Source organism: Streptomyces sp. NPDC058469 (assembly GCF_042721125.1).
Classification (GTDB): domain Bacteria; phylum Actinomycetota; class Actinomycetes; order Streptomycetales; family Streptomycetaceae; genus Streptomyces.
In genome coordinates, this window is the sequence record NZ_JBHXME010000187.1 from 1 (window position 1) to 19,928 (window position 19,928).

The following is a 19,928-nucleotide window of genomic DNA, read 5'->3' on the forward strand; positions in this document are numbered from 1 at the left end:
ACGCCGCCGGCCACCTCGTCATATCCCGCCTCAACGCACCGAGTGAGCGTGCTCCCCAAGTCCCTGCCCCGGAACCGGCGTTGGCACAGCCACACCCACGGCAGCCTTCCCTCGCACCACGCTCTCCAGCAGCAACGGCACCCCCACCACCGGCAGCAGCCACACCAGCACGATCAACCGCCCGCCCCACACACTGATGTCGGGATGCGCGGCCTGCGTGAGAATCCCGGTGAACGCGGCCCCGATCAGGAACACCCCGAACGCCGGCCGCCGCAACGCACCCCACACACCCGCCCCCAGCGCCGCCGCAAGCACCGGCTGCCACAACTGCTGCCGCGTCCACTCCAGCCAGAAGTTCGCTTCCAGGTGCAGGAATTCGGGCCACAGACGCGTGCGGTCGGGGCGGGCGTAGTGATCGGTGAGCAGGTCCTGGAGGCTGTCGGTCTGGGACGGGTAGTGCAGCGCGCTCGCCAGAACCAGCGTGCCGAGCACGGCAGTTGCGCCGAGCGCGGCGACCGTCACCAACGCGCGCCCCGGCGCCCGCCCGCGCCGCCACCGTCCTACGGCGACCAGCGCGCCCGCGCCGGCCAGACACAGCCCGAGGAACAGGGACTGCGAGTGCTTGACAGTGAAGAGGAGCACCAACGAACCGCCCACCAGGGCGAGTCCGGCGCGCGTACGCCGCCCCTTCAGCACCAGCGCGCAGCCCCACACCGCAGTCAGCGTCAGGGCCGTCATCAGGCCCTCGGTCATCGGGCGCATCGAGGTCGTCCCGCACGGCAGGACGTAGTAGAGGGCCTGCCCGGTCAGCGCGAGCGGCACCGACACGGACAGCGTGCGCAGCATCAGGAAGACGAGGATCCCGCCCGCGACGGTGAGGACGACGCTCGCCGACCACAGCCCCCAGACCGGGCCGAGCAGCGTCACGAACGGCACCAGGAACACCGGGTATCCGGGCCGCACTTCGAAGATCCGCATGAACCGTTCCGACGTGAACGGCGTGATGAACCCGCCCGTCTGCCCGGCCCGCAGCCGCGCGTCCACGCCCCGCCACTCCGCGGCCCGGCACTTCTTCGCGACCCGCGCGGCGGGGTCCTTGCCGTGGAAGTTCAGCGGGTTCACGCTCTGGTCGCGCCGCGCGTTCGCCCCCTTGCTCGCGCAGGAGTAGTCGATGGCGACGGCCGCCGCCTCGCGCGTGCTCGCACCGCGCAGACTCATCGCGTACGACAGGTAGTTCTTCGTGTCGGGGGTCGCCCGCCCTGTGACGTTGGCGAGTTGGAGCACCGCGAACACGGCGGCCAGCACCAGCACCCACGTACGCGGCCTCATGAGGACGCCAACTGGTCGTGACCGCTGGCGGGGGAGGGGACCCGCGCACCGGACTCGGTCTGCGGCAGCCAGTCGTCCTCACCCAGAAGCAGCGTCCGTACGACTCTCTCGGCGGCCCTTCCGTCGTCGAACTCGCAGTACCGCGACCGGAATTCGCCGCGCAGCCGTGTCGAGTCCTCGTCGCGCCAGCCGCCCGAGGCGAACAGCCACGCCAACTCCCGGTAGGAACCGGACACATGGCCCGGTGGCGCGGCGGTGACGTCGAAGTAGGCGCCCCGGCTGGCCGCGTACGCCTCCCGGTCGTCGGCGTGCAGCACGATCGGCCGGTCGAGGTTGGCGTAGTCGAACATCAGGGCCGAGTAGTCGGTGACGAGCGCGTCGGACGCCAACATGACGTCCTCCACGGAGGGTTCGTCGGTCGCGTCGACCAGGATCCCGCGCCGGTGCAGGTCCGCGAGGCCCATGCCGCGCGCGTGGCCGGTCGCGAGAGTGGGGTGGAGGCGCACGACGAGGGTGTGGTCCGGGCCGAGATCCTCGGCGAACCGGGCCAGGTCCAGCCGGTCGACGTGCCCGCCCCGGACGTACTCGCGGCGGGTCGGCGCGTACAGCACGACGGTGTGCTCGGCGGGGATACCGAGCCGTGCCCGGACGGCGGCGCCCGCTCTCGAACTCGCCTTGTCCGAACCGGCCTTCGCTCCCGCGTCGACAAGGACGTCATTGCGCGGGCTCCCCGTCCGCACCGACGCGAAGTGACACGGATACGCCCGCTCCCACACCAGCTCCGAGTGCCGGTTGGCGACCAGGCTGTAGTCCCAGCGGTCGGCGCGGCGCAGCATCTGCGGGACGTCGACGCCGTAGCGGGCGCCGGGCTTGTCCAGCAGGTCGGCCGCCATGTACTTGAGCGGGGTGCCCTGGTGGGTGTGGATGTGGATGCTGCCGGGGCGCTTGGTGAGGGTGCCGGGCCAGTTGACGTTGTTCACGAAGTACTGGGCGCGCGCGGTGACTTGGCGGTACCGCAGGGTGTCGAGGAGGACGTGCTCGACGTCCGGCGGCAGCAGCGCGGCCTGTTCGGCGTTGGCTACGACCCACACGCCCCGGAGGTGTGGGGCGATCTCCTTCGCCTTGTAGTAGACGGCGGCCGGGTCGCCGAGGACCCCGCGGTGTGAAAAGGCCGAGTACACAACGAGGTTGGGGACCAGCGACCGGCGGGCGTGCAGCGCGGCCCAGCCGCCCTTGACCCGCTGGGCCGCGGACTTACGGGCCTGCAGCGCCCTGCGTTCGAGCTGGCGGCCGGCCCGTCCCGCCTGCCGTCGGACCCGGTACAGCGCGTAACTGCCTTCCAGGGCACGGACTTCGGCGTCCACCGATGTCCCGGCGGGCTTGTGCTTGGCGAACAGCTCGGCCGTACGGCGGAAGAACTCGGCCTTGTCGGACGGGGGGAGCCGGTCCGGCTTGGCGAGGATGTCGAGACAGTGCTCGGCCATCTTGCCGTGCAGGTACGGCAGCCAACTCGCCAGCTCCGGGCGGGAGTCGACGAACGCGAAGACCCGCTCGTACTGGTCGTGGATGTCGAAGTGCTTGCGGCTGGTGGTGGACAGGATGTTGCCCTGGCGCCGCTGCCGGTAGTTCAGGCAGATCCGGTCGAGGGTGGCGATCCGCTCGGCGCTGAGCAGTACCGGGAACGTCCAGGGCGTGTCCTCGTAGTAGCCCGGCGGGAACTCGAAGGCGTGCTTGTGCACGAACTCCCGGCGGTACACCTTGTTCCACACGACCATCAACAGGTCGAGGATCTCCGGGTGTTCGGCGACCGTGAAGGTGCCGTGGACCTCCGTCAGGACGTGGGCGAGGACGTTGCGCCGGGTGCCGCCCCACCAGTAGGTGCGCGCGTAGTCGAAGACCAGGACGTCCGGGTCGCCGCTCGCGTCGAGCCGGTCGGCCATCGCGCGCAGGGCGCCCGGGGTGAGGGTGTCGTCGCTGTCGAGGAAGAACAGGAAGTCGCCGGTGGCCAGGGGCATTCCGGCGTTGCGGGCGCGGCCGAGGCCGACGTTCTCCGGCAGGTGCAGCACCTGCACACGCGGGTCGCGGGCCGCGTACTCGTCGAGGATCGCGCCGCAGCCGTCCGGCGAGCAGTCGTTCACGGCGATCACCTCGATGTCCCGGTAGGACTGCTCCAGAACCGAGTCGAGGCACTCGCGCAGAAAGCCCTGCACCTTGAAGACGGGGACGATGACGCTGAAGCGGGGCACTTCGGGTTCAGCTCCTTACGAGGATGGCGGCGGGGGCCGGGACGCGCTCCGCGAGCGGGATCACGGGCGGCACTGTCTCCGGCGGCTCGCCGAGGAACACCCGGCGTACGACCCGCTCGGCGGCCAGTCCGTCGTCGAACTCGCAGAAGCGGGCACGGAATTGATCCCTGAGCGCCTTGGACTCGGCCCCCGCGTACGAGCCGTCGCGGAACACCTGCGCCAGCTCCTCGGGCGTGCGGGCGACCGGGCCCGGGGGCGCCTCCATGAGGTCGAAGTAGACGCCCCGGGTCTCCCGGTAGACCTCCCAGTCGTCGGCGTACACGACGATCGGCCGGTCGAGGTTGGCGTAGTCGAACATGATCGACGAGTAGTCCGTGACCAGCGCGTCGGCGGCCAGGCACACGTCCTCGGAGGAGCGGTGCCCGGTCACGTCGATGATCCGGCCGCTGCTCTTCGCGCGGCCCTGGTCGTAGAAGTAGTGGGCGCGCAGCAGCACGACCACGTCCTCACCGGCCGCCGCGCAGAAGGCTTCCAGGTCGAGGCCGGTGTCGAAGCCGGTCTGGTAGTCGCGGTGGGTGGGTGCGTACAGGACGGCCGTCTTGCCCTCCGGTACCCCCAACTCCCTTCGCACACGGGCCACTTCGTCGGCGGTCGCCGTGTAGTACACGTCGTTGCGCGGATAGCCGTACTCCAACGCCTCGTACGAGCCCGGGAAGGCGCGCTCCCACATCTGGGTGGAGTGGCTGTTGGAGGAGATGTTGTAGTCCCAACGGTCCACTCGGCCGAGGAGTTTGGCGAAGCTGCCGGTCGCGGCGGCCACCACCGGGTACGTCGACTGGTCGACGCCCATCTTCTTCAGCGGGGTCCCGTGCTGGGTCTGGACGTGCACACTGCCGCGCCGCTTGACGACGTCCTCCGCGAAGTTGGCGTTGTTCACCAGGTACTTGGCGCGCGCCAGCACCTCCCAGTAGCGCCTGCTGCCGATGACGGCGTGCTCGACGCCCTTCGGTACGGCGTCCACCGCGTCCGGCTCGACCAGGAACACCGAGCGGATGTGCGGGGCGAGTTCGCTCGCCTTCGCGTGGATCGCGGCCGGGCTGCACGCGTAGCCCCGGCCCCAATAGGCGCAGTAGACAGCCAGGTTGGGGTCGAGGGGGCGGCGCAGGTCGCGGGCGTAGCGCAGGCGGGTGCGGAGCATCCGGGGGCGCGGGACCCTCCCCCAAGCTCTCGACTTCGCTCGACTCGGGGGGACCCCCATGGCCGCCCCCACCACCGACCGGTTGGCGCCGCGCAGCGCCTTGAACGCCGTGTACGCCCCCGACGCCAGCAGCCGGTGCTGCACCCCCAGACTCCCGCCGGGTGTACGGAAACCGGCGGGCCGGTGCGTGCGGTGGAGCCGACCCGCCCGGCGGAAGAAGGCGCGGTGTTTGGAGGGGAGCCGCTCGGGCCGCGAGGCGGTCTTCAACACCACGGCGAAGAGCTGCTCGAACAGCGCGTGCGACCGCTCGGGAGCCAGACCCTGCGCCGCCGTGAGCACCAACTCCACCTGGTCGAGGAGCTGGTGGTGGTGCTCACCCGGCAGGTTGAGCCGGCTGCCCTGCCGGCGCAGCAGATGCCGTACGACCACCGAGCGCAGCACCGCCACCCGTTCGGCGGCGACGGTGACCCGGCCGCCCCAGCCGAGGTCCGTGAACCGGCCCTCGGGAAAGGTGAGTTGGTGGTCGGTGAGGAAGGCGCGACGGTAGGCCGCACTCCACGCCGGGAGCTGTACGCCGGTCAACTGCGGTGCCTGCGCCGGGGAGAAGGCGCCCGCCGGGGTCTTCGCCAGCAGCGGGGCCGCCGGGTTGGTGGCCTCGCCCTCCCACCACGGGGTCCGCTCGTGCTCGAAGTACAGGACGTCGACGTCGTCGGGATTCCCCGTCTCCGTCAGCCGGGCGTCCAGCGCCGCCAGCGCGCCCGGGGCGAGAGTGTCGTCGCCGTCCAGGAACAGGACGTAGGCGCCGGTCGCCGCCCGTAGCCCGGTGTTGCGTGCCCCGCTCAGGCCCGCGGAGGGCGGTGAGTGGACCGGGGCCACCCGGGAGTCCCGCCCGGCGTGGCCGGTGGCGACGTCGGCAGCCGGGGAGCCGGGGGCGTCGCAGACCGGGATCAGCTCGAAGTCGCCGTAGGACTGCGCGAGGACCGAGTCCAGGGCCAGGGACAGCCGGCCGGCGACCCCGTGGGACGGGACGATGATGCTGAAGCGGGGCATTCTGTTCTTTCTCCAGTGGTCCGGAGGGGTCCGGGTCAGTGCGCGCGGCGGCCGGGACGCCCGGTCGGACGCCAAGTGGACGGCCGGGTCGGCGTGGGCCGCGAGGGGCTTGAGGGCATGCGAACTCCCCGGTGTGGGAACGGCGTTCAGAGACGGTCGGTGACGGGAGCCGATGCCGCGGGCTGCGGCACGGTGGTGAGCGGGGAGCGCGTGAGGCTCGCGGCGGCCGACGGCACCGGGTGGCGGTCGGCGAGCGGTACGACCGGGGGGAGGTCCGTCTCGCCCAACACCACGTGGCGTACGACCCGTTCGGCGGCGCGGCCGTCGTCGTAGGGGCAGAAGCGCTCGCGGAACGCGGCGCGCAGTTGCGCCGAGCGGGAGCCGCGCCAGTGGTCGGTCGCGAAGATGTCGATCAGCTCGTCCTCGCTGCGCGCGACCGCGCCCGGCGGGAAGGCGCGCAGGTCGAAGTAGGTGCCGCGGGCCGCCTCGTAGGCCTCCCAGTCGTCGGCGTGGATGACGATCGGGCGGTCGAGGTTGGCGTAGTCGAACATCAGGGACGAGTAGTCGGTGACCAGCGCGTCGGAGGCGAGGCACAGGGACTCGACGCTGGGGTGGTCGGTGACGTCGATGATCCGGCCGGACGCGGAGGCGGCGAGCGGACCTTCGTGCCAGTAGTGGGCGCGGGCCAGGACGACGAAGCGCGGCCCGAGGCGGCGCAGCATGCGGTCGAGGTCGATGTGGGCGCGCTGGACGCGGCGGTAGTCGCGGTGGGTCGGGGCATAGAGGAGGGCGATCGTGTCCTGCGGGATGCCGAGGGACTCGCGCAGGCGGGACACGTCGGCCGAAGTCGCCTGCTGGAACACGTCGTTGCGGGGATAGCCGTAGGCGAGCGTCGTGTAGCTGCCGGGGTAGACCCGCTCCCAGGTGAGGGTGGTGTGGCGGTTGGGGGACAGGACGTGGTCCCACTTGTCGACGCCCTTGAGGAGTTCGCCGAAGTCCATGTCCCGTGCAGCCGCCGGGCGTTCCTGGAGGTCGAGGCCCATGTGCTTGAGCGGGGTGCCGTGTTGGGTCTGGATCATGACCTGGCCGGGGCGCTTGACCAGCCGGCGGTCGAAGTTGACGTTGTTCACCAGGTACTTGGAGCGGGCCAGCGCCGTCCAGTAGGAGGCCGTGTCCGGGCGCAGCCTGCGGGTGGCGGCCGGGATCGTGTGGTGGTGCTCGGGGCGGGCGATCCACGCGGTGCGGATGTGCGGGGCGTGGGTGCGGAACGCCCTCTCCAGCGCGCCCGGGTTGCAGCTGTGGCCGCGCCCCCAGTAGGCGGCGAACACCGCGCGATTCCGTAGCGGGAGCCGGAGTTGGACGCGGTAGTGGAGCTGGAGGGCGGCTGCCCTGAGTGCGCGCAGCGCCTTCGCGGCGAGCTTGACCGCGCTGCGGCGCCAGCTCATCGCCGCCTGGAGGGTGCGGAACGTTCGGTGGACGCCGAAGTGGACGAGCGTGTGGCGCAGCCGGGTGCGCAGCGGGACCGGGGTGCCGGGGATGCGGTAACGGCGGTAGTGGGCACGGGCCTTGCGCAGGAACTCGGCACGGGTGCCGCGCGGTAGGCGGTCCGGCTTGGTGAACACCGTCGCGAGGTGGTCGACCATGCGGCGGAACAACACCGGCCGCCACCGGTCGAGTTCGGGGTGCGCGTCGACGAACGCGAAGACACGGTCGTACTGTTCGAAGACGTCGAAGTGCTCACGGCTGGTGGTGCCGAGGATGTTGCCCTGGCGGCGCTGGCGGTAGTGGACGCAGACCCGGTCGAGGGTCGCGATCGTCTCCGCGGCCATCAGGACCGGGTAGGTCCACGGGGTGTCCTCGTAGTAGCCCGGCGGGAAGGCGAAGCCCCGGAGCTCGATGAACTCCCGCCGGTACGCCTTGTTCCAGGCGACCATGATGACCCTCAGGAGCCCGGGGCGGTCCTCCAGCCGGAAGGGCGCCGGGCCCTGTTCGGTCAACTGGGCGGCGACCTTGTTGCGTTGGGCCTCGCCCGACCAGAAGGTGCGCGCGTAGTCGAAGACGAGGACGTCCGGTTCGCCGGTCTCCTTGAGACGGTCGGCGATCGACCGCAGCGCGTCGGGCGTGAGCGTGTCGTCGCTGTCGAGGAAGACGAGGTAGTCGCCGGTCGCCTGTTCCAGGCCGGCGTTGCGGGCGCGGCCGAGGCCGTGGTTCTCGGGCAGATGGACGGCCCGGACGCGGGCGTCGCGGGCCGCGAACTCGTCGATGATCGCGCCGCAGGCGTCCGGCGAGCAGTCGTCGACCGCGATCAGTTCAAGATCGGGATACGACTGGGAGAGCACCGATTCCAGGCATTCGTGCAGGTACGCCTGCACCTTGTACGCGGGGACAATGACACTGAACCTGGGCAAGGGACATCCATGGGTCGGTCGGCGCGGGCGTTCTGCCCGGGAACGGCCGATGGAGTGACTTGGTTACGGCGCGTACGGCATACGGGGGACGCACGGTGAACGTGAAGGGGCGGGCCGGTGACGGCCCGCCCCCTCGAACTAGGTGTGGTTTGCGGCTATTTGACCGCGCCCGCCATCACGCCGGTCACGAACTGCCGCTGGAACGCGAAGAACACGGCCAGCGGGATCACCATGGAGATGAACGCACCGGGTGCCAGCACGTCGATGTTGTTGCCGAACTGGCGTACCTGCGTCTGCAGTGCGACCGTGATCGGCTGGGTGCTCGACTTGGTGAACACCAGCGCGACCAGCATGTCGTTCCACACCCACAGGAACTGGAAGATGCCCAGGCTCGCGATCGCGGGCCCGCCCAGCGGCATCACCACCCGCGCGAACAGCCGCAGCTCGCCCGCGCCGTCCAGCCGTGCCGCCTCCAGGAGTTCGCGCGGGATCTCCGCGAAGAAGTTCCGCAGCAGGAACACCGCGAACGGCAGCCCGTAGCCGACATGGAAGAGGATCACCCCGAAGATGGTCCCGAACAGGCCTATTTTTCCGAAGAGTTCGGCGATCGGGATCAGCGCCACCTGCACCGGCACCACCAACAGGCTGACCACGCCCAGGAACCACCAGTCGCGGCCCGGGAACTCCATCCACGCGAAGGCGTAGCCCGCGAGCGAGCCGATCACCACGACGAGGATCGTCGCCGGGACGGTGATCAGGACGGTGTTCCACAGCGAGTTGGTGATGTCGCTGTTCTCCAGCAGCGTCTTGTAGCTGTGGAAGGTGAGTTGGGACGGCTGGCTGAAGACCTTCCACCAGCCGCTCGCGCTCATGTCCTCCGGACTGCGCAGCGAGGACAGCAGCAGCCCGAGCGTCGGCACCAGCCAGAACAGGCCGACGACGATCAGGAACACCCGGACCAGACCACCGCTCGCCGCCGCCGCGAGCCGGGAGCCGAGCGACTCCCGCGCCTTGACGACCTCAACTGGCCCGGTCTTCCCGAGACTTCCGGCATCCGTCGTCATCGCCGCACCTCCCGCCGCAGTCGGCGCACATTGAAGAGCATCACCGGGATCACCAGCAGCAGCAGGAACACCGAGATCGCGCTGGCGATACCCGGCTGGTCCTCCGAGAAGCCCTTCCGGTACAGCTCCAGGGCCAGCACGTTCGCGTCGTCCTGCGAGGAGCCCGGGGCGATGATGAAGACCAGGTCGAAGATCTTCAGCACGTTGATCATCAGGGTGACGACGACGACCGCGAGCACCGGCGCCAGCAACGGCACCGTGACCCGCCGGAACACCTGCCACTCGTTGGCCCCGTCGACCCGCGCCGCCTCCAGCAACTCCCTCGGCACACCCGCGAGTCCGGCCGCGATCAGCACCATCGCGAACCCGGCCCACATCCACACGTACGACCCGATGATGGCCGGTGTCACGAGCGACGGGCCCAGCCACTCCACTCCGTTGTACGGCTGCTTGAAGTTGCTTGCCGGGAGCCGGAGTTGGGCCCCGTCGGCCTTGGCGGGCAAGGTGAAGGTGCCGTCACCGGAGGCCTTGGTCGAGGCGACCACCTTGCCGCCCTTGACGGCCTCGATGCGCATCCCGCCGTAGCCGAGTTCGGAGGGGTCGACCCCTCCGAGCCTGCCGACGCCCTTGCCGCGGGTGAAGTCCTGCCAGGTCGTGCCGGTGATCTTTCCCGGTTCGGCCTTCGCCGCTACGGCCTTCTTCGCGCCGTCGGGCATCTGGTCGGGGGCGACGCCGACCAGCGGGAGGACGACGGTCCGGCCCGTGTGGACCGTCGTACTGGTGATGAAGCCGCCCTGGTCCGCCTTGAGCGGCGACTCGCGGCCCGGGTGGGCGTTGGGGAACGCCGACGCTGAGGTGAACGTGTCGTGGATGCCGACCCAGACCGCGTTGGCGACGCCCTTGTGCGGGTCCTGGTCGTAGACGAGCCGGAAGATGATGCCGGCGGCCAGCATCGAGATCGCCATCGGCATGAAGACGACCAGCTTGAACGCCGTTCCCCAGCGCACCCGTTCGGTCAGCACCGCGAAGATCAGACCGAGGGCGGTGGCGACCGTCGGCGCGAAGATCACCCAGATGACGTTGTTCTTCAGGGCGGTGCGGATGCCGTCGTCGGTGAACAGGGCCTTGTAGTTGTCGAATCCGGCGAAACCGTCGCCGGCCTGGTTGCCGAAGCTGCGGATCAGCGAGTACCCGATCGGGTAGACCACGAGCGCGCCGAGCAGCACCAGGGCGGGCAGCAGGAACAGCACTGCCACGGTCCTGCGGGTGCCCGTCACGCTCTTGCGATTGCGGGGAGGGACGGGGGCCCCGGGGGCCCCCGTCGCTGCCGATGCCATCCCGGGATCAGCTCCCGCTCGCGTACGCCGCCGCCGCGTCCTTCTCCAACTGCGCCTGCGTGCCCGCGATGTTCGTGGGGTTCTTCAGGAAGTCCTGGAGATCCTTCCACTCGCCCTTGCCGGGCGTACCGCCGAAGGACTGCGGGGCCTGGTCGGACATGTCGAAGCGGAAGTCGTCACCGGCCGCGACGAGCGCCTTGGCGATCGTCCGCTGCACCGCGTTCGGGTACGCCGAGTCCGGCACGTTCTTGTTGGGGGAGAGGTAGCCGCCGAGCTTCGCCTGGATCGTCGCCGCGTCCGGTGAGGCGAGGAACGTGGCCAGCGCCTGGGCCGCCTTGGAGTCCTTCAGGATGACGGCCGCGTCGCCGCCGGAGACCACGGGTGCGGTGGAGCCGACCGCCGGGAACGGGAACACCTTCGCGTCGGTGCCCACCTTCGCCTTCGTCTCACCGATGTTGACCTGCACGAAGTCGCCCTCGTAGACCATCGCGGACTTCGGCTGGTCGCCGCCGTTGAACGTCTGGGTGACGGACGCGGGGAACTCCGTCTGGAGCGCGCCGTTCTGACCGCCCGCGATATACGCCTTCTTGCCCCAGATCTGGGCGAGCGTGGTGAGGGCCTCCTTCACGGAGGGATCCGTCCACTTGATCTTGTGCTGGGCGAGCTGGTCGTACTTCTCGGGCCCGGCCTGCGACAGATAGACGTTCTCGAACCAGTCGGTGAGCGGCCAGCCGTCCGCGCCCGCGATCGAGAACGGGGTGACCCCGGAGTCGTAGACCGTCTGCGCGGTCGTCAGCAACTCCTGCCAGGTCTTGGGCTCCTTGGCGCCCGCGTTCGCGAAGACCTTGGCGTTGTACCAGATCAGCGACTTGTTGGCGGCCTTGTAGTAGACGCCGTACTGCTTGCCGTCGACCTTGCCGATGTCCTGCCAGCCCTGCGAGTAGTTCTTCTGCAGTTCCTTGACCGCGTCGGCTCCGAGGGGCTTGGCCCACTTCTTGTCGACGGCCTGCTTGATGGCGCCGGGCTGCGGGAGCATCGCGACGTCCGGCGGCTGGCCGCCCGCGACCTTCGAGCCGAGGAAGTTGATGATCGGGTCCTGGGCGGGCACGAAGGTGATCTTGGCGCCCGTGCGCTTCTCGAACTCCGAGAGGACCGCCTTGAAGTTCTTCTGCTCGGCACCCGTCCACACGGCGGCCACTTCGAGGCTCGCGCCGTTCAGCTTCGGGAGGGTGACCGTGCCGGCGGTCTCTGAAGGACTGCTGGATTTGCTGTTGCCGCTCTTGTTGTCGCTGCCCCCGCAGGCGGCGAGCGAGAGCGTCAGCGCTCCCGCGGCGACAACTGCCGCTGTACGTACGGCCGTGCGTGTCCGATATGTGCTGCTCGTGCTGCGCATCACTGCCCCGTTCTTCGTTCCTCGTCGAACGCTCGAACGCTTCCGTGCGCACTGGTCTACGCCCGGTGCTTGAACGCGGCAAGATGGCGTCCGCTGTCAAGTACGGGATCGTGATTGGGTCGTGACGTGGGGTTGTGTGGGCAACCTGTCAACGATCAGAGGAGCGACGGCACCTCCGCCGCCGACACCGAGCGCGTGGCCCGTTCCAGCGCACTGGCCAGGAGCGCCAAGTCCGTCGGGCCGTTGCCCAGCTCGCGGACCGGGCGGCGGGCCGGTGGGTCACCCATACGCTGCCACTCCAGGGGGACCACCGTGGGGCGGAGCGTCGCCGTGCGCGGGATACGGCCCGTGACGCGACCGCCCTGGAAGGGGGTCGCCCGGCCGTCCGGCAGGGTCAACCGGCCGCGGCCCGGGGCGGGTTCGTCCGGGCCCTGGGTCGTCGCGTCGAGGGTGACGCGGAGGGTGGTGTGCCGGGCGGGCTCCGTCTCGGACGTACGGGCCTCTACGGCGGCCGCGGCCACCAGGTGCACGCCGAGCCGCTCGCCCTCGCGGGCCACCGCCTCCAGCGCGCGTATCACCGAGCCGGCGGCGGGGCGGCCGGGGGAGCCGAGCGGGGGTTTCACCAGGGCGTCCAGGTCGTCGACCACCACGACAAGGCGGGGCAACGGCGGTGCCGCCTCCGTCTGTTGACGGGCCGCCGCCGACGGGCGCAGCCGGATCGTCGAACTGGACGGGGACTCCAGATCCCCGGCACCGGACGTGCCGCGCTGGGCGATGATCCGGCCCGACACCTCGTGCCGCGAGTGCCACTCGACGAAGCCGACCCGGCCCAGCAACTCGGCCCGCCGCTTCAGCTCCGCGCTCAGGGACTGCGCGAACTCCCGCATGCGCACAGGGTCGTTGGCGGTGAGGTGGGTGGTGACATGCGGAACGTCCGTGCAGACCCGCAGACCCTCGCCGTGCCCCCCGCTCGCGCCGACGCTGTCCCGGCCGTCTATCAACACGATGCCGAGCCGGTCCGGGCGCTCGGCGGCGGCCAGGGACGCGACGACCGCCCGCAGCAGCTCCGTACGGCCACTGCCCGGCGGGCCCTCGATCAGCAGATGCGGGCCCTCGGTGGCGAGGTCCACACTGACCGGCCCGCGCGGTCCGGCCCCGAGCACCGCCCAGGCCCGCCCGCCGACCGCGTCCTTGTCGTCCCCCGCGTCCGCCCAACGCGTCAGCAGGGACGCCGGGGTGGCCCGGGCCAGCCCCAACTCGTCCAGCAGCCGCGCCGATTGAGGCAACGGCGCCGACACACGCGCGTGCCGCTCAGTCGGCGGCCCGTCCGCCCTGAGCGGCGCGAGCGCCCGCGCGAAGCGCTCGGCCCACGCGAGCGAGACGGCGTCCACGGCGGCGATCGTGCCGTTGCCTACCGGTCCGGGGCCGGACGGGTCGGGGTCGAATTGCCCGAGGCGTGCCTGGTCGGGGCCTGCCTGCCCGAGGCCGGTCTGATCGGGGTCGATCGGGCCGGGGCGCGATGCGGCTGCACCGGGGCGTGACGGCTCCGCGCGGGGAGACGACGCTGCTGTGCCGGGCCGGGATGTCTCCGTACCGGGTCGGGATGCTCCTGTGCCGGTTCGCGACGCTCCCGCACCGGGGCGCGTCGCCCCCGTACCGCCGTGCGCGACCCGCAACAGCCGCAGCGCCGTGGCGACATCGCCACTCAGCAGCGCGACCGCCCCGCACTCCCGGAACGTCGGCGACGCCGCGCAGGCCGCCTCGTAGGTCTCCGTCACGGGGGACGCGGGCGAGGCCGATTCCGTCTCGGCCAGGCAGACGACGTGGATACCGGCCCGGGGCCCGTCGTGGGCCAGCCGCGCCACCGCCTCGCGCACATCGGCCCCACCGGGGTCACCGTCCACCACGAGCACGGTGTACGGCCCCACGAAACCGTCCGCCGAGCCGTCACCGTCGTCGGTGCGGGCCCAGGCGGGGCGGTGGGCGGCGCCGCGGAGGGAATCGGCGGAACTGTCGGCGCCGTGGGGCGTGGTGGCGGCCGAGGTCCGGGCGCCGGAGCCGGAGTGCGCGGCGGCGGTGCCGGAGTGCCGGGTGTCGGACGAACGGGGTCGGGTGGCGCCGGAGGCCGGGTCGTCGACGGCGTGCGGCGCGAGGGCCTCCGCCCCCGGGTGGCCGGAGGTGCCGGAGCGGTGGTGGTGGGCGTCGTCGGGGGTGGGATACGCCGTGGAGGTGCCCGACGCGGTGGTCACGCCCGGCCGGTGGCCGTCGCCGCCCGCGCGCCGTGCGGCGGCACCGGACGGATCGGTCGTGCCGGACCAGCGGTGGTCGTCGGCGCCACGCCGTGGCCCGGCACCCAACTGGCCTTCTGCTGAACCGTATTGAGAGGTGCTGCGGCCCGACTGCCCGTCCGCCGAGCCGTACCGCGAACCCGCGCCCGACCGGCCCTCGGGCGATCCGGACGGCGCAGCGCCGCTCGGCTGTCCGTCCGCCGAGCCGTACCGTGAACCCGCGCCCGACCGGCCCTCGGGCGATCCGGACGGCGCAGCGCCGCTCGACTGCCCGTCCGCCGAGGAGTACCGCGAGCCTCCGCCCGACAGTCCCTCTCCCGAACCGGACTGCGAGGCAACCCCCGACGATCCGTCCGTCGAGCCGTACCGCGAGCCCGACCCCAACTGCCCTTCCCCCGAACCGCGTTGCGCCCCGATACCCGGAGTGCGACGGCCTGCCCCGGGCAGAGACCCGGACCCGGACGTGCCTCCCGACGCGAACGTGGACGTGCCCCCGCCGACCGCCCGACCCCCGCCACGCATATCCATGGCGTGGTCCTCCAGGCGGCGGAGGAGTTCATCGGTGCGGGCCGTCGCCTGTTCGCGGTCGTAGGCCAGCAGGAGCCGGCAGTCCTGGCCGTGTCCGGGGCGCAGGTGCGGCAGCCAGCCGAGCCAGGCCCACTCGGCGGTGCGCTCGGCCACCGAACGCGCGCGGTCCGTGCTGATCAGCACGATCTCCAGGGCGTCGGGGGAGTGCAGCGCGGCGAGCTGGGCCACCACCGCGCGGGCCAGCCCCGAGAGCCGCGCGCGCGGACCGGCCAGGCCCAGGGCGCCGACCTCGCGGAGCCCGGAGGTCACCGGCACCGCGGACAGCAGCGCCGAACCGTCCGGTGTCGCCCGGTCCGCCGTGCCGAGCCGCACCGTGAGCGCCTCGGGGTGACCGGGGGCGCGCTCCCACAGGCGGGGGCCCGGGCCCAGCGCGGTGAGCAGCAGGGCCGCCGGGTCGGGCCAGGTGTCCGGTTGCTGGAGGACGACGGGCGGGGGCGGCTCGCTCTCGTCGGCGACCTCGTCGTCGTACGACGACTCGGGGCCCTCGGCCGTCGACTCGCCGCGGCCGCCCGTCAGGCGCCGCGCCCACTTGCCGATGCCGCCGCGCCTGCGCACACCCTGCGGTACGTCGGTGCCCCGGAGAGGGGTGCCCTTGCGTCCGCTGTGGGCGTCGGTGTCGTCGTCGTGCGGGGGGATGCGGGAGGTCGTCGTAGGCGCGGAGAACACGTCCTCGGCGCCCTCGTCGCCGGGAAGAACCTCGCCGAACACTCCGAAGCGGCCGGCGTGGGTGTCGCCGCCGTCGTGGACGACGCGGTGCTCGATGCTCGGGGCTCCGCCCTGGCCCGGCACCACGAGGGGTTCGCTGCGCGGGGCGGCTGGGGTGCCCGGGGTCACACGCACGTGGCCCTCGCCGTCGGGGGCGGTCTCGGCCCGCGCTCCCGGACCGGCGGACGGGGTGAGCCGTAGGCCCGACTCGCCGATGCGCAGCAGCGCGCCCGGGGGGAAGCGCACCGGGCGGGTGCCCACGCGCGTGCCCGCCAGCGTCGTGCCGTTCGTCGAGCCCAGGTCGGCGACCGAGACGCGGCCTCCGGGGTCGACCGTCACCGCGCAGTGCAGCCGGGAGACGTCCGGGTCGTCCAGCGGGACGTCGGCGTCGGCGGAGCGGCCGATGTGGATCTGGCCGCCATGGAGGAGGTGCACCCCGCCCGCGTCCGGGCCCGCGACCACATGGAGCTGGGTCGGGGCGTCGTCCAGCTCGGGATGCGCCTCGGGCTCGGCCGGGGCGCCCAGGGACAGCACCGCGCCGTCCGTCAGCGGCGGCTCGCCGAGGGTGCAGCGCTGGGTGTCGAGGCGCTCCACGCCCGCGTACAGCACGATCGGGGCGCCGGACTCACGGCTCCGCTCGGACGGGGACGCGGCCGCGTCGGCGGAGACCGCCGAGGCCAGCGCGGACGCCACCGCGGCCAGGGCCGTGCCGGCGGGCGCGGTGACCAGCACATCGCAACTCGCGGAGCGGCCCCGCGGCTGCGCGGGCGGCCCCAGCGGGTCTACGACGGTCAGCCGGATCTGCATCGCCGTCAGCGGTCCCTTCTGCCCGGGCACGGAATTTCCCCCACCCCGCGCGAGCACATCGGCCAGTACTGCACGCATCCTCGCACCTGCCACTGACAACGCGCCCGGGGCCCGGTACCAAGTGATCTTGATTGGTCAGCTCTGTCCCCAAAAGTGCCTGACCAGTGCCGCGCCGGTGATCGAGTGAGACCGGTCATGTCCGGCTTCGGCAACCAGGAGACCGGGGTAAGCGTCTTTCCTTCGAACATGTACGGCAACGCTTACGTAGGTAGCCGCAAGAGGGGCGGCACTACAGTGGACCGGAACACAGGCAAGCAGCAGGGAGCGCAGACGTGCGGCCGGTAGGCAGCAAGTACCTCCTGGAGGAGCCACTCGGACGCGGCGCCACGGGCACCGTCTGGCGGGCCCGCCAGCGTGAGACCGCAGGCGCCGAGGCGGCCGTCCAGGGGCAGCCCGGTGAGACCGTCGCGATCAAGGTCCTCAAGGAAGAGCTCGCGAACGATCCCGACATCGTGATGCGGTTCCTGCGCGAGCGGTCGGTGCTGCTGCGCCTGACCCACCCGAACATCGTCCGGGTCCGCGACCTGGTCGTCGAGGGTGATCTCCTGGCGCTCGTCATGGACCTCGTCGAGGGTCCCGACCTGCACCACTACCTGCGCGAGAACGGCCCCTTCAGCCCCGTCGGCGCCGCGCTGCTCACCGCGCAGATCGCCGACGCGCTGGCCGCCAGCCACGCCGACGGCGTCGTCCACCGCGACCTGAAGCCGGCGAACGTCCTGCTCAAGCAGGGCGGCGGCCAGATGTACCCGCTGCTCACCGACTTCGGCATCGCCCGCCTCGCCGACTCCCCGGGCCTGACCCGCACGCAGGAGTTCGTCGGCACGCCCGCGTACATCGCGCCGGAGTCCGCCGAGGGCCGCCCGCAGACCTCCGCCGTGGACATCTACGGCGCCGGCATCCTGCTGTACGAGCTGGTCACCGGCCATCCGCCGTTCTCCGGCGGCTCGGCCCTCGAAGTCCTCCACCAGCACCTGAGCGCCGAACCGCGCCGCCCCTCGACGGTCCCCGACCCCCTGTGGACGGTCATCGAGCGCTGCCTGCGCAAGAACCCGGACGAGCGGCCCAGCGCCGAGAACCTCGCCCGCGGCCTGCGCGTCGTCGCCGAGGGCGTCGGCGTGCACGCGAACTCCGCGCAGATCGCCGCCGCCGAGAGCGTCGCGATGCTCCTCGGCCCCGACCCCACGCCCGCCGCCGTACCGGGCGTACCCGGCGCCGCGGACCCGACGCAGGTCCTGTCGCACGGAGCGGGCGCCTACGACCCGAACGCGGCGACCAGCGTCCTCCCGCACACCAGCGGCCCGGTGGGCGCCGCCGACCCGACCACCGTGATGCCGAACCGCGGCGCGGCCGACCCGACCACGGTCATGCCGCAGAACCAGCCCGGCCAGTACGGCCAGCAGGACCAGCCCGGTCAATATGGCCGGCAGAACGAGTCCGGCGGCGGCCCCGAGCAGCCGCACCCCTGGCAGAACCAGCTGCGCGCCGCCCGCGACCGCAACGAACAGACCCAGTACCAGCCCTACCTCGACCCCGGCGAGGACCCGCTGCGCCGCCGCCCCCAGCGCCCGGTCTCCCGCGCGCAGCAGCCACAGCAGCAACCCCGCCAGGCCGCCCAGCAACGCCCGCAGCAGCGGCCCTCGCAGCGCCGCGAACCGCAACAGCAGGGCGGCTACGGCCATCCGCAGCAGCAACAGCCGCAGCAGTACGCCCCGCCGAGCCGCCAGCAGCCCCAGCGGGCGCAGGAGCCCGCGCGCGAGCCCCGCCAGCCGCGGCAGCGCGGCGCCAACCCGATGAAGATCCCCGGACTCGGCTGCCTGAAGGGCTGCCTGTTCACGATCGTCCTGCTGTTCGTCGCGGGCTGGCTGGTCTGGGAGTTGACCCCGCTGCAGGACTGGATCGGCACGGGCCGGAGCTACTGGCACGAGATCAGCCACGTCGCCGGACAGGTGAGCGGCTGGGTCAAGGATCTGAGTTCCGCGACCGGCAACTGACCCCCGAATCGCCCTTGTCGGACGCTGGGTTGGGGATTTGTCGACACCCAGTGGGTGATTTCCGCCTCCGCGGTGAAGGTTGGCTCATCTGACGCGTAGTTTTAGCGACACACGCGTCTGGTAGGAGCAGCCTTGGCACGGAAGATCGGCAGCCGGTACACCGCCAACCAGATCCTGGGGCGGGGCAGTGCCGGCACGGTGTGGCTGGGTGAGGGACCCGAGGGGCCCGTCGCCGTCAAGCTGCTGCGCGAGGACCTCGCGTCCGACCAGGAACTCGTCGGCCGCTTCGTGCAGGAGCGCACGGCCCTGCTCGGCCTGGAGCACCCGAACATCGTGTCCGTACGGGACATGGTCGTGGACGGCAACGACCTCGCCCTCGTCATGGACCTGGTCAGGGGCACGGATCTGCGCACCCGCCTCGACCGGGAACGCCGGCTCTCCCCCGAGGCGGCGGTCGCGATCGTCGCCGACATCGCGGACGGACTCGCGGCGGCCCACGCGGCCGGCGTCGTCCACCGGGACGTCAAGCCGGAGAACGTCCTCCTCGACATGCAGGGCCCGCTCGGCCCCGGCGGCGCGCACCCCGCCCTGCTGACGGACTTCGGGGTCGCCAAACTCATCGACTCCCCGCGCCGCACCCGCGCCACGAAGATCATCGGCACGCCCGACTACCTCGCTCCCGAGATCGTCGAGGGCCTGCCCCCGCGCGCGGCCGTCGACATCTACGCCCTGGCGACCGTCCTGTACGAACTCCTCGCGGGATTCACCCCGTTCGGCGGCGGCCACCCCGGCGCGGTCCTACGACGACACGTCACCGAGACCGTCGTACCGCTGCCCGGGATCCCCGACGAACTGTGGCAGCTGATGGTCCAGTGCCTGGCGAAGGCCCCGGCCTCCCGGCTGCGGGCCTCCGAACTCGCCGCCCGCCTGCGCGAACAACTGCCCCTGCTGGCCGGCATGCCCCCGCTGGACGTGGACGAGCCGGACACCGAGCAGGAGGAGGCGGAGCAGGAGGAGACCCCGGTGGCCACTCCCGCGCGCAGCGAGCGGGTACGACGGGGCGCCGTACCACTGGTGCCGGGCGCCAAGCCCGCCGACTCCAACCGGGACACCCACACGTCGATGCGGGTCCCGGCGCCGGACGAACTGGCGGGCGGACCGCGCGGGACTGCACGGGCCCCGCGCCCGGCGGGCGCCCCGCGTCCCGGTTCGGCCCGGCACCGGGCGGCGACGCGCCGCCGGCGGCTGACGCTGGCGGCGGCGGGAGTGGTGCTGGTCGCCGCGGTCGGCGTCGGTACGTGGGCGGCGACGTCGGGCGACTCCGGCGCGGACTCCCCGGACACGAAGAACTCGGCACCGGCTTCGCCGTAAGTGTTCCTCGTTTCTCGCCCCCGCCGCCCCTGCCCGTCCCATCCCAGGGGGCTCCACCCCCTGGACCCCCGGTCGGCCTGAACGGCCTCCGCG

Annotated in this window: 10 protein-coding genes; 2 read left to right on the forward strand and 8 right to left on the reverse strand. The window is 72.0% G+C overall.

Annotated elements, in window-relative coordinates; all coding sequences use genetic code 11:
• Positions 1-30: 30 nt before the first annotated feature.
• The 8 genes from ACFWP5_RS45265 to ACFWP5_RS45300 all read right to left on the reverse strand — a co-directional run bounded on the left by ACFWP5_RS45265 (position 31) and on the right by ACFWP5_RS45300 (position 16,413).
• Positions 31-1,329 (reverse strand): hypothetical protein, encoded by a 1,299-nt coding sequence (locus ACFWP5_RS45265; protein ID WP_384170870.1) that lies wholly within the window; start codon positions 1,327-1,329, stop codon positions 31-33.
• The gene (locus ACFWP5_RS45270; protein ID WP_384170872.1) at positions 1,326-3,575 is read right to left on the reverse strand and encodes a CDP-glycerol glycerophosphotransferase family protein; all 2,250 of its coding nucleotides are present in this window, start codon (positions 3,573-3,575) and stop codon (positions 1,326-1,328) included. Before ACFWP5_RS45270 ends, ACFWP5_RS45265 begins: the two co-directional genes overlap by 4 nt.
• 7 nt (positions 3,576-3,582) lie before the next feature.
• The gene (locus ACFWP5_RS45275; protein WP_384170874.1) at positions 3,583-5,823 is read right to left on the reverse strand and encodes a CDP-glycerol glycerophosphotransferase family protein; all 2,241 of its coding nucleotides are present in this window, start codon (positions 5,821-5,823) and stop codon (positions 3,583-3,585) included.
• A gap of 146 nt (positions 5,824-5,969) precedes the next feature.
• Entirely contained in the window at positions 5,970-8,231 is a 2,262-nt protein-coding gene (locus tag ACFWP5_RS45280; protein WP_384170876.1) for a CDP-glycerol glycerophosphotransferase family protein, read from the reverse strand.
• Between the two features lie 155 nt (positions 8,232-8,386).
• On the reverse strand, positions 8,387-9,295 hold the full coding sequence (locus tag ACFWP5_RS45285) for a carbohydrate ABC transporter permease (RefSeq protein ID WP_384170878.1): 909 nt from the start codon (positions 9,293-9,295) through the stop codon (positions 8,387-8,389).
• Entirely contained in the window at positions 9,292-10,632 is a 1,341-nt protein-coding gene (locus ACFWP5_RS45290; RefSeq protein ID WP_384170880.1) for a carbohydrate ABC transporter permease, read from the reverse strand. The genes ACFWP5_RS45285 and ACFWP5_RS45290 overlap by 4 nt, the downstream gene beginning before the upstream one ends.
• A gap of 7 nt (positions 10,633-10,639) precedes the next feature.
• Positions 10,640-12,025, reverse strand: coding sequence for an ABC transporter substrate-binding protein (locus ACFWP5_RS45295; protein WP_384170882.1), 1,386 nt, complete (start codon positions 12,023-12,025; stop codon positions 10,640-10,642).
• 155 nt (positions 12,026-12,180) lie between these two features.
• Positions 12,181-16,413: an FHA domain-containing protein gene (locus tag ACFWP5_RS45300; protein WP_384170888.1), complete on the reverse strand. Its 4,233-nt coding sequence runs from the start codon at positions 16,411-16,413 to the stop codon at positions 12,181-12,183.
• 332 nt (positions 16,414-16,745) lie between these two features.
• On the opposite strand from ACFWP5_RS45300, the gene ACFWP5_RS45305 reads away from it, so the two are divergent.
• Both ACFWP5_RS45305 and ACFWP5_RS45310 read left to right on the forward strand, forming a co-directional pair.
• Positions 16,746-18,464 (forward strand): serine/threonine-protein kinase, encoded by a 1,719-nt coding sequence (locus tag ACFWP5_RS45305; protein WP_384170884.1) that lies wholly within the window; start codon positions 16,746-16,748, stop codon positions 18,462-18,464.
• 132 nt (positions 18,465-18,596) lie between these two features.
• Positions 18,597-19,835 (forward strand): serine/threonine-protein kinase, encoded by a 1,239-nt coding sequence (locus ACFWP5_RS45310; RefSeq protein WP_384170886.1) that lies wholly within the window; start codon positions 18,597-18,599, stop codon positions 19,833-19,835.
• The last annotated feature ends 93 nt before the right edge of the window (positions 19,836-19,928 follow it).